Annotated in this window: 16 protein-coding genes; 1 reads left to right on the plus strand and 15 read right to left on the minus strand. The window is 45.8% G+C overall.

What is annotated here, in order from left to right; genetic code table 11:
• Positions 1–104: 104 nt before the first annotated feature.
• The 14 genes from CJ305_RS18915 to CJ305_RS18990 all read right to left on the minus strand — a co-directional run bounded on the left by CJ305_RS18915 (position 105) and on the right by CJ305_RS18990 (position 6,580).
• A complete protein-coding gene (locus CJ305_RS18915; protein WP_000533640.1) occupies positions 105–1,175 on the minus strand; it encodes a tyrosine-type recombinase/integrase in 1,071 nt (356 codons plus the stop codon).
• Positions 1,153–1,371 (minus strand): excisionase, encoded by a 219-nt coding sequence (locus CJ305_RS18920; RefSeq protein WP_002414258.1) that lies wholly within the window; start codon positions 1,369–1,371, stop codon positions 1,153–1,155. Before CJ305_RS18920 ends, CJ305_RS18915 begins: the two co-directional genes overlap by 23 nt.
• Positions 1,372–1,666: 295 nt before the next feature.
• Positions 1,667–1,948, minus strand: coding sequence for a hypothetical protein (locus tag CJ305_RS18930; RefSeq protein ID WP_000026224.1), 282 nt, complete (start codon positions 1,946–1,948; stop codon positions 1,667–1,669).
• 191 nt (positions 1,949–2,139) lie between these two features.
• Complete coding sequence (locus tag CJ305_RS18935) at positions 2,140–2,688, minus strand: ead/Ea22-like family protein (protein WP_001289873.1); 549 nt, start codon at positions 2,686–2,688, stop codon at positions 2,140–2,142.
• A complete protein-coding gene (locus CJ305_RS18940) occupies positions 2,685–2,906 on the minus strand; it encodes a TraR/DksA family transcriptional regulator (protein WP_000763367.1) in 222 nt (73 codons plus the stop codon). The genes CJ305_RS18935 and CJ305_RS18940 overlap by 4 nt, the downstream gene beginning before the upstream one ends.
• 391 nt (positions 2,907–3,297) lie before the next feature.
• On the minus strand, positions 3,298–3,489 hold the full coding sequence (locus tag CJ305_RS18950; RefSeq protein ID WP_015979260.1) for a DUF1382 family protein: 192 nt from the start codon (positions 3,487–3,489) through the stop codon (positions 3,298–3,300).
• Positions 3,462–3,650 (minus strand): DUF1317 domain-containing protein, encoded by a 189-nt coding sequence (locus CJ305_RS18955; protein WP_001251812.1) that lies wholly within the window; start codon positions 3,648–3,650, stop codon positions 3,462–3,464. Before CJ305_RS18955 ends, CJ305_RS18950 begins: the two co-directional genes overlap by 28 nt.
• Positions 3,641–4,321, minus strand: coding sequence for a lambda exonuclease family protein (locus CJ305_RS18960; protein ID WP_000186853.1), 681 nt, complete (start codon positions 4,319–4,321; stop codon positions 3,641–3,643). The genes CJ305_RS18955 and CJ305_RS18960 overlap by 10 nt, the downstream gene beginning before the upstream one ends.
• Complete coding sequence (gene bet / locus CJ305_RS18965; protein ID WP_000100844.1) at positions 4,318–5,103, minus strand: phage recombination protein Bet; 786 nt, start codon at positions 5,101–5,103, stop codon at positions 4,318–4,320. The genes CJ305_RS18960 and bet overlap by 4 nt, the downstream gene beginning before the upstream one ends.
• A gap of 5 nt (positions 5,104–5,108) precedes the next feature.
• Positions 5,109–5,525: a host-nuclease inhibitor Gam family protein gene (locus CJ305_RS18970; protein ID WP_012767707.1), complete on the minus strand. Its 417-nt coding sequence runs from the start codon at positions 5,523–5,525 to the stop codon at positions 5,109–5,111.
• Entirely contained in the window at positions 5,480–5,623 is a 144-nt protein-coding gene (gene kil, locus CJ305_RS19340) for a host cell division inhibitory peptide Kil (RefSeq protein ID WP_000372937.1), read from the minus strand. The genes CJ305_RS18970 and kil overlap by 46 nt, the downstream gene beginning before the upstream one ends.
• On the minus strand, positions 5,592–5,756 hold the full coding sequence (locus tag CJ305_RS19345; RefSeq protein ID WP_001198861.1) for a protease FtsH-inhibitory lysogeny factor CIII: 165 nt from the start codon (positions 5,754–5,756) through the stop codon (positions 5,592–5,594). The genes kil and CJ305_RS19345 overlap by 32 nt, the downstream gene beginning before the upstream one ends.
• A gap of 72 nt (positions 5,757–5,828) precedes the next feature.
• On the minus strand, positions 5,829–6,197 hold the full coding sequence (locus tag CJ305_RS18985) for a DUF2528 family protein (protein WP_000065374.1): 369 nt from the start codon (positions 6,195–6,197) through the stop codon (positions 5,829–5,831).
• A gap of 182 nt (positions 6,198–6,379) precedes the next feature.
• Positions 6,380–6,580, minus strand: coding sequence for an antirestriction Ral family protein (locus CJ305_RS18990; protein ID WP_000213975.1), 201 nt, complete (start codon positions 6,578–6,580; stop codon positions 6,380–6,382).
• A gap of 197 nt (positions 6,581–6,777) precedes the next feature.
• Between CJ305_RS18990 and CJ305_RS18995 the strand changes: the two genes are divergently transcribed.
• On the plus strand, positions 6,778–7,329 hold the full coding sequence (locus tag CJ305_RS18995) for a superinfection exclusion B family protein (RefSeq protein WP_223248937.1): 552 nt from the start codon (positions 6,778–6,780) through the stop codon (positions 7,327–7,329).
• On the opposite strand, the gene CJ305_RS19000 is transcribed toward CJ305_RS18995, so the two are convergent.
• Entirely contained in the window at positions 7,330–7,653 is a 324-nt protein-coding gene (locus CJ305_RS19000) for an antitermination protein N (RefSeq protein WP_001564525.1), read from the minus strand.
• Positions 7,654–7,815 lie beyond the last annotated feature (162 nt).

Below are 7,815 nucleotides of genomic sequence, written 5' to 3' on the forward strand. Positions count from 1 at the left end.
TTACGTTTCTCGTTCAGCTTTTTTATACTAAGTTGGCATTATAAAAAAGCATTGCTTATCAATTTGTTGCAACGAACAGGTCACTATCAGTCAAAATAAAATCATTATTTGATTTCAATTTTGTCCCACTCCCTGCCTCTGTCATCACGATACTGTGATGCCATGGTGTCCGACTTATGCCCGAGAAGATGTTGAGCAAACTTATCGCTTATCTGCTTCTCATAGAGTCTTGCAGACAAACTGCGCAACTCGTGAAAGGTAGGCGGATCCCCTTCGAAGGAAAGACCTGATGCTTTTCGTGCGCGCATAAAATACCTTGATACTGTGCCGGATGAAAGCGGTTCGCGACGAGTAGATGCAATTATGGTTTCTCCGCCAAGAATCTCTTTGCATTTATCAAGTGTTTCCTTCATTGATATTCCGAGAGCATCAATATGCAATGCTGTTGGGATGGCAATTTTTACGCCTGTTTTGCTTTGCTCGACATAAAGATATCCATCTACGATATCAGACCACTTCATTTCGCATAAATCACCAACTCGTTGCCCGGTAACAACAGCCAGTTCCATTGCAAGTCTGAGCCAACATGGTGATGATTCTGCTGCTTGATAAATTTTCAGGTATTCGTCAGCCGTAAGTCTTGATCTCCTTACCTCTGATTTTGCTGCGCGAGTGGCAGCGACATGGTTTGTTGTTATATGGCCTTCAGCTATTGCCTCTCGGAATGCATCGCTCAGTGTTGATCTGATTAACTTGGCTGACGCCGCCTTGCCCTCGTCTATGTATCCATTGAGCATTGCCGCAATTTCTTTTGTGGTGATGTCTTCAAGTGGAGCATCAGGCAGACCCCTCCTTATTGCTTTAATTTTGCTCATGTAATTTATGAGTGTCTTCTGCTTGATTCCTCTGCTGGCCAGGATTTTTTCGTAGCGATCAAGCCATGAATGTAACGTAACGGAATTATCACTGTTGATTCTCGCTGTCAGAGGCTTGTGTTTGTGTCCTGAAAATAACTCAATGTTGGCCTGTATAGCTTCAGTGATTGCGATTCGCCTGTCTCTGCCTAATCCAAACTCTTTACCCGTCCTTGGGTCCCTGTAGCAGTAATATCCATTGTTTCTTATATAAAGGTTAGGGGGTAAATCCCGGCGCTCATGACTTCGCCTTCTTCCCATTTCTGATCCTCTTCAAAAGGCCACCTGTTACTGGTCGATTTAAGTCAACCTTTACCGCTGATTCGTGGAACAGATACTCTCTTCCATCCTTAACCGGAGGTGGGAATATCCTGCATTCCCGAACCCATCGACGAACTGTTTCAAGGCTTCTTGGACGTCGCTGGCGTGCGTTCCACTCCTGAAGTGTCAAGTACATCGCAAAGTCTCCGCAATTACACGCAAGAAAAAACCGCCATCAGGCGGCTTGGTGTTCTTTCAGTTCTTCAATTCGAATATTGGTTACGTCTGCATGTGCTATCTGCGCCCATATCATCCAGTGGTCGTAGCAGTCGTTGATGTTCTCCGCTTCGATAACTCTGTTGAATGGCTCTCCATTCCATTCTCCTGTGACTCGGAAGTGCATTTATCATCTCCATAAAACAAAACCCGCCGTAGCGAGTTCAGATAAAATAAATCCCCGCGAGTGCGAGGATTGTTATGTAATATTGGGTTTAATCATCTATATGTTTTGTACAGAGAGGGCAAGTATCGTTTCCACCGTACTCGTGATAATAATTTTGCACGGTATCAGTCATTTCTCGCACATTGCAGAATGGGGATTTGTCTTCATTAGACTTATAAACCTTCATGGAATATTTGTATGCCGACTCTATATCTATACCTTCATCTACATAAACACCTTCGTGATGTCTGCATGGAGACAAGACACCGGATCTGCACAACATTGATAACGCCCAATCTTTTTGCTCAGACTCTAACTCATTGATACTCATTTATAAACTCCTTGCAATGTATGTCGTTTCAGCTAAACGGTATCAGCAATGTTTATGTAAAGAAACAGTAAGATAATACTCAACCCGATGTTTGAGTACGGTCATCATCTGACACTACAGACTCTGGCATCGCTGTGAAGACGACGCGAAATTCAGCATTTTCACAAGCGTTATCTTTTACAAAACCGATCTCACTCTCCTTTGATGCGAATGCCAGCGTCAGACATCATATGCAGATACTCACCTGCATCCTGAACCCATTGACCTCCAACCCCGTAATAGCGATGCGTAATGATGTCGATAGTTACTAACGGGTCTTGTTCGATTAACTGCCGCAGAAACTCTTCCAGGTCACCAGTGCAGTGCTTGATAACAGGAGTCTTCCCAGGATGGCGAACAACAAGAAACTGGTTTCCGTCTTCACGGACTTCGTTGCTTTCCAGTTTAGCAATACGCTTACTCCCATCCGAGATAACACCTTCGTAATACTCACGCTGCTCGTTGAGTTTTGATTTTGCTGTTTCAAGCTCAACACGCAGTTTCCCTACTGTTAGCGCAATATCCTCGTTCTCCTGGTCGCGGCGTTTGATGTATTGCTGGTTTCTTTCCCGTTCATCCAGCAGTTCCAGCACAATCGATGGTGTTACCAATTCATGGAAAAGGTCTGCGTCAAATCCCCAGTCGTCATGCATTGCCTGCTCTGCCGCTTCACGCAGTGCCTGAGAGTTAATTTCGCTCACTTCGAACCTCTCTGTTTACTGATAAGTTCCAGATCCTCCTGGCAACTTGCACAAGTCCGACAACCCTGAACGACCAGGCGTCTTCGTTCATCTATCGGATCGCCACACTCACAACAATGAGTGGCAGATATAGCCTGGTGGTTCAGGCGGCGCATTTTTATTGCTGTGTTGCGCTGTAATTCTTCTATTTCTGATGCTGAATCAATGATGTCTGCCATCTTTCATTAATCCCTGAACTGTTGGTTAATACGCTTGAGGGTGAATGCGAATAATAAAAAAGGAGCCTGTAGCTCCCTGATGATTTTGCTTTTCATGTTCATCGTTCCTTAAAGACGCCGTTTAACATGCCGATTGCCAGGCTTAAATGAGTCGGTGTGAATCCCATCAGCGTTACCGTTTCGCGGTGCTTCTTCAGTACGCTACGGCAAATGTCATCGACGTTTTTATCCGGAAACTGCTGTCTGGCTTTTTTTGATTTCAGAATTAGCCTGACGGGCAATGCTGCGAAGGGCGTTTTCCTGCTGAGGTGTCATTGAACAAGTCCCATGTCGGCAAGCATAAGCACACAGAATATGAAGCCCGCTGCCAGAAAAATGCATTCCGTGGTTGTCATACCTGGTTTCTCTCATCTGCTTCTGCTTTCGCCACCATCATTTCCAGCTTTTGTGAAAGGGATGCGGCTAACGTATGAAATTCTTCGTCTGTTTCTACTGGTATTGGCACAAACCTGATTCCAATTTGAGCAAGGCTATGTGCCATCTCGATACTCGTTCTTAACTCAACAGAAGATGCTTTGTGCATACAGCCCCTCGTTTATTATTTATCTCCTCAGCCAGCCGCTGTGCTTTCAGTGGATTTCGGATAACAGAAAGGCCGGGAAATACCCAGCCTCGCTTTGTAACGGAGTAGACGAAAGTGATTGCGCCTACCCGGATATTATCGTGAGGATGCGTCATCGCCATTGCTCCCCAAATACAAAACCAATTTCAGCCAGTGCCTCGTCCATTTTTTCGATGAACTCCGGCACGATCTCGTCAAAACTCGCCATGTACTTTTCATCCCGCTCAATCACGACATAATGCAGGCCTTCACGCTTCATACGCGGGTCATAGTTGGCAAAGTACCAGGCATTTTTTCGCGTCACCCACATGCTGTACTGCACCTGGGCCATGTAAGCTGACTTTATGGCCTCGAAACCACCGAGCCGGAACTTCATGAAATCCCGGGAGGTAAACGGGCATTTCAGTTCAAGGCCGTTGCCGTCACTGCATAAACCATCGGGAGAGCAGGCGGTACGCATACTTTCGTCGCGATAGATGATCGGGGATTCAGTAACATTCACGCCGGAAGTGAATTCAAACAGGGTTCTGGCGTCGTTCTCGTACTGTTTTCCCCAGGCCAGTGCTTTAGCGTTAACTTCCGGAGCCACACCGGTGCAAACCTCAGCAAGCAGGGTGTGGAAGTAGGACATTTTCATGTCAGGCCACTTCTTTCCGGAGCGGGGTTTTGCTATCACGTTGTGAACTTCTGAAGCGGTGATGACGCCGAGCCGTAATTTGTGCCACGCATCATCCCCCTGTTCGACAGCTCTCACATCGATCCCGGTACGCTGCAGGATAATGTCCGGTGTCATGCTGCCACCTTCTGCTCTGCGGCTTTCTGTTTCAGGAATCCAAGAGCTTTTACTGCTTCGGCCTGTGTCAGTTCTGACGATGCACGAATGTCGCGGCGAAATATCTGGGAACAGAGCGGCAATAAGTCGTCATCCCATGTTTTATCCAGGGCGATCAGCAGAGTGTTAATCTCCTGCATGGTTTCATCGTTAACCGGAGTGATGTCGCGTTCCGGCTGACGTTCTGCAGTGTATGCAGTATTTTCGACAATGCGCTCGGCTTCATCCTTGTCATAGATACCAGCAAATCCGAAGGCCAGACGGGCACACTGAATCATGGCTTTATGACGTAACATCCGTTTGGGATGCGACTGCCACGGCCCCGTGATTTCTCTGCCTTCGCGAGTTTTGAATGGTTCGCGGCGGCATTCATCCATCCATTCGGTAACGCAGATCGGATGATTACGGTCCTTGCGGTAAATCCGGCATGTACAGGATTCATTGTCCTGCTCAAAGTCCATGCCATCAAACTGCTGGTTTTCATTGATGATGCGGGACCAGCCATCAACGCCCACCACCGGAACGATGCCATTCTGCTTATCAGGAAAGGCGTAAATTTCTTTCGTCCACGGATTAAGGCCGTACTGGTTGGCAACGATCAGTAATGCGATGAACTGCGCATCGCTGGCATCACCTTTAAATGCCGTCTGGCGAAGAGTGGTGATCAGTTCCTGTGGGTCGACAGAATCCATGCCGACACGTTCAGCCAGCTTCCCAGCCAGCGTTGCGAGTGCAGTACTCATTCGTTTTATACCTCTGAATCAATATCAACCTGGTGGTGAGCAATGGTTTCAACCATGTACCGGATGTGTTCTGCCATGCGCTCCTGAAACTCAACATCGTCATCAAACGCACGGGTAATGGATTTTTTGCTGGCCCCGTGGCGTTGCAAATGATCGATGCATAGCGATTCAAACAGGTGCTGGGGCAGGCCTTTTTCCATGTCGTCTGCCAGTTCTGCCTCTTTCTCTTCACGGGCGAGCTGCTGGTAGTGACGCGCCCAGCTCTGAGCCTCAAGACGATCCTGAATGTAATAAGCGTTCATGGCTGAACTCCTGAAATAGCTGTGAAAATATCGCCCGCGAAATGCCGGGCTGATTAGGAAAACAGGAAAGGGGGTTAGTGAATGCTTTTGCTTGATCTCAGTTTCAGTATTAATATCCATTTTTTATAAGCGTCGACGGCTTCACGAAACATCTTTTCATCGCCAATAAAAGTGGCGATAGTGAATTTAGTCTGGATAGCCATAAGTGTTTGATCCATTCTTTGGGACTCCTGGCTGATTAAGTATGTCGATAAGGCGTTTCCATCCGTCACGTAATTTACGGGTGATTCGTTCAAGTAAAGATTCGGAAGGGCAGCCAGCAACAGGCCACCCTGCAATGGCATATTGCATGGTGTGCTCCTTATTTATACATAACGAAAAACGCCTCGAGTGAAGCGTTATTGGTATGCGGTAAAACCGCACTCAGGCGGCCTTGATAGTCATATCATCTGAATCAAATATTCCTGATGTATCGATATCGGTAATTCTTATTCCTTCGCTACCATCCATTGGAGGCCATCCTTCCTGACCATTTCCATCATTCCAGTCGAACTCACACACAACACCATATGCATTTAAGTCGCTTGAAATTGCTATAAGCAGAGCATGTTGCGCCAGCATGATTAATACAGCATTTAATACAGAGCCGTGTTTATTGAGTCGGTATTCAGAGTCTGACCAGAAATTATTAATCTGGTGAAGTTTTTCCTCTGTCATTACGTCATGGTCGATTTCAATTTCTATTGATGCTTTCCAGTCGTAATCAATGATGTATTTTTTGATGTTTGACATCTGTTCATATCCTCACAGATAAAAAATCGCCCTCACACTGGAGGGCAAAGAAGATTTCCAATAATCAGAACAAGTCGGCTCCTGTTTAGTTACGAGCGACATTGCTCCGTGTATTCACTCGTTGGAATGAATACACAGTGCAGTGTTTATTCTGTTATTTATGCCAAAAATAAAGGCCACTATCAGGCAGCTTTGTTGTTCTGTTTACCAAGTTCTCTGGCAATCATTGCCGTCGTTCGTATTGCCCATTTATCGACATATTTCCCATCTTCCATTACAGGAAACATTTCTTCAGGCTTAACCATGCATTCCGATTGCAGCTTGCATCCATTGCATCGCTTGAATTGTCCACACCATTGATTTTTATCAATAGTCGTAGTCATACGGATAGTCCTGGTATTGTTCCATCACATCCTGAGGATGCTCTTCGAACTCTTCAAATTCTTCTTCCATATATCACCTTAAATAGTGGATTGCGGTAGTAAAGATTGTGCCTGTCTTTTAACCACATCAGGCTCGGTGGTTCTCGTGTACCCCTACAGCGAGAAATCGGATAAACTATTACAACCCCTACAGTTTGATGAGTATAGAAATGGATCCACTCGTTATTCTCGGACGAGTGTTCAGTAATGAACCTCTGGAGAGAACCATGTATATGATCGTTATCTGGGTTGGACTTCTGCTTTTAAGCCCAGATAACTGGCCTGAATATGTTAATGAGAGAATCGGTATTCCTCATGTGTGGCATGTTTTCGTCTTTGCTCTTGCATTTTCGCTAGCAATTAATGTGCATCGATTATCAGCTATTGCCAGCGCCAGATATAAGCGATTTAAGCTAAGAAAACGCATTAAGATGCAAAACGATAAAGTGCGATCAGTAATTCAAAACCTTACAGAAGAGCAATCTATGGTTTTGTGCGCAGCCCTTAATGAAGGCAGGAAGTATGTGGTTACATCAAAACAATTCCCATACATTAGTGAGTTGATTGAGCTTGGTGTGTTGAACAAAACTTTTTCCCGATGGAATGGAAAGCATATATTATTCCCTATTGAGGATATTTACTGGACTGAATTAGTTGCCAGCTATGATCCATATAATATTGAGATAAAGCCAAGGCCAATATCTAAGTAACTAGATAAGAGGAATCGATTTTCCCTTAATTTTCTGGCGTCCACTGCATGTTATGCCGCGTTCGCCAGGCTTGCTGTACCATGTGCGCTGATTCTTGCGCTCAATACGTTGCAGGTTGCTTTCAATCTGTTTGTGGTATTCAGCCAGCACTGTAAGGTCTATCGGATTTAGTGCGCTTTCTACTCGTGATTTCGGTTTGCGATTCAGCGAGAGAATAGGGCGGTTAACTGGTTTTGCGCTTACCCCAACCAACAGGGGATTTGCTGCTTTCCATTGAGCCTGTTTCTCTGCGCGACGTTCGCGGCGGCGTGTTTGTGCATCCATCTGGATTCTCCTGTCAGTTAGCTTTGGTGGTGTGTGGCAGTTGTAGTCCTGAACGAAAACCCCCCGCGATTGGCACATTGGCAGCTAATCCGGAATCGCACTTACGGCCAATGCTTCGTTTCGTATCACACACCCCAAAGCCTTCTGCTTTGAATGCTGCCC

The organism is Leeuwenhoekiella nanhaiensis, assembly GCF_002744755.1.
Lineage (GTDB): Bacteria > Bacteroidota > Bacteroidia > Flavobacteriales > Flavobacteriaceae > Leeuwenhoekiella > Leeuwenhoekiella nanhaiensis.

What these genes read in the sequence shown, in the direction of transcription:
- CJ305_RS18915 (WP_000533640.1), bottom strand. Translation starts at nt 1,175, where the DNA reads ATGGGAAGAAGGCGAAGTCATGAGCGCCGGGATTTACCCCCTAACCTT.
- CJ305_RS18920 (WP_002414258.1), bottom strand. Translation starts at nt 1,371, where the DNA reads ATGTACTTGACACTTCAGGAGTGGAACGCACGCCAGCGACGTCCAAGA.
- CJ305_RS18930 (WP_000026224.1), bottom strand. Translation starts at nt 1,948, where the DNA reads ATGAGTATCAATGAGTTAGAGTCTGAGCAAAAAGATTGGGCGTTATCA.
- CJ305_RS18940 (WP_000763367.1), bottom strand. Translation starts at nt 2,906, where the DNA reads ATGGCAGACATCATTGATTCAGCATCAGAAATAGAAGAATTACAGCGC.
- CJ305_RS18950 (WP_015979260.1), bottom strand. Translation starts at nt 3,489, where the DNA reads ATGCACAAAGCATCTTCTGTTGAGTTAAGAACGAGTATCGAGATGGCA.
- CJ305_RS18955 (WP_001251812.1), bottom strand. Translation starts at nt 3,650, where the DNA reads ATGGCGATGACGCATCCTCACGATAATATCCGGGTAGGCGCAATCACT.
- CJ305_RS18960 (WP_000186853.1), bottom strand. Translation starts at nt 4,321, where the DNA reads ATGACACCGGACATTATCCTGCAGCGTACCGGGATCGATGTGAGAGCT.
- bet (WP_000100844.1), bottom strand. Translation starts at nt 5,103, where the DNA reads ATGAGTACTGCACTCGCAACGCTGGCTGGGAAGCTGGCTGAACGTGTC.
- CJ305_RS18970 (WP_012767707.1), bottom strand. Translation starts at nt 5,525, where the DNA reads ATGGATATTAATACTGAAACTGAGATCAAGCAAAAGCATTCACTAACC.
- kil (WP_000372937.1), bottom strand. Translation starts at nt 5,623, where the DNA reads ATGGATCAAACACTTATGGCTATCCAGACTAAATTCACTATCGCCACT.
- CJ305_RS19345 (WP_001198861.1), bottom strand. Translation starts at nt 5,756, where the DNA reads ATGCAATATGCCATTGCAGGGTGGCCTGTTGCTGGCTGCCCTTCCGAA.
- CJ305_RS18985 (WP_000065374.1), bottom strand. Translation starts at nt 6,197, where the DNA reads ATGTCAAACATCAAAAAATACATCATTGATTACGACTGGAAAGCATCA.
- CJ305_RS18990 (WP_000213975.1), bottom strand. Translation starts at nt 6,580, where the DNA reads ATGACTACGACTATTGATAAAAATCAATGGTGTGGACAATTCAAGCGA.
- CJ305_RS18995 (WP_223248937.1), top strand. Translation starts at nt 6,778, where the DNA reads ATGAGTATAGAAATGGATCCACTCGTTATTCTCGGACGAGTGTTCAGT.
- CJ305_RS19000 (WP_001564525.1), bottom strand. Translation starts at nt 7,653, where the DNA reads ATGGATGCACAAACACGCCGCCGCGAACGTCGCGCAGAGAAACAGGCT.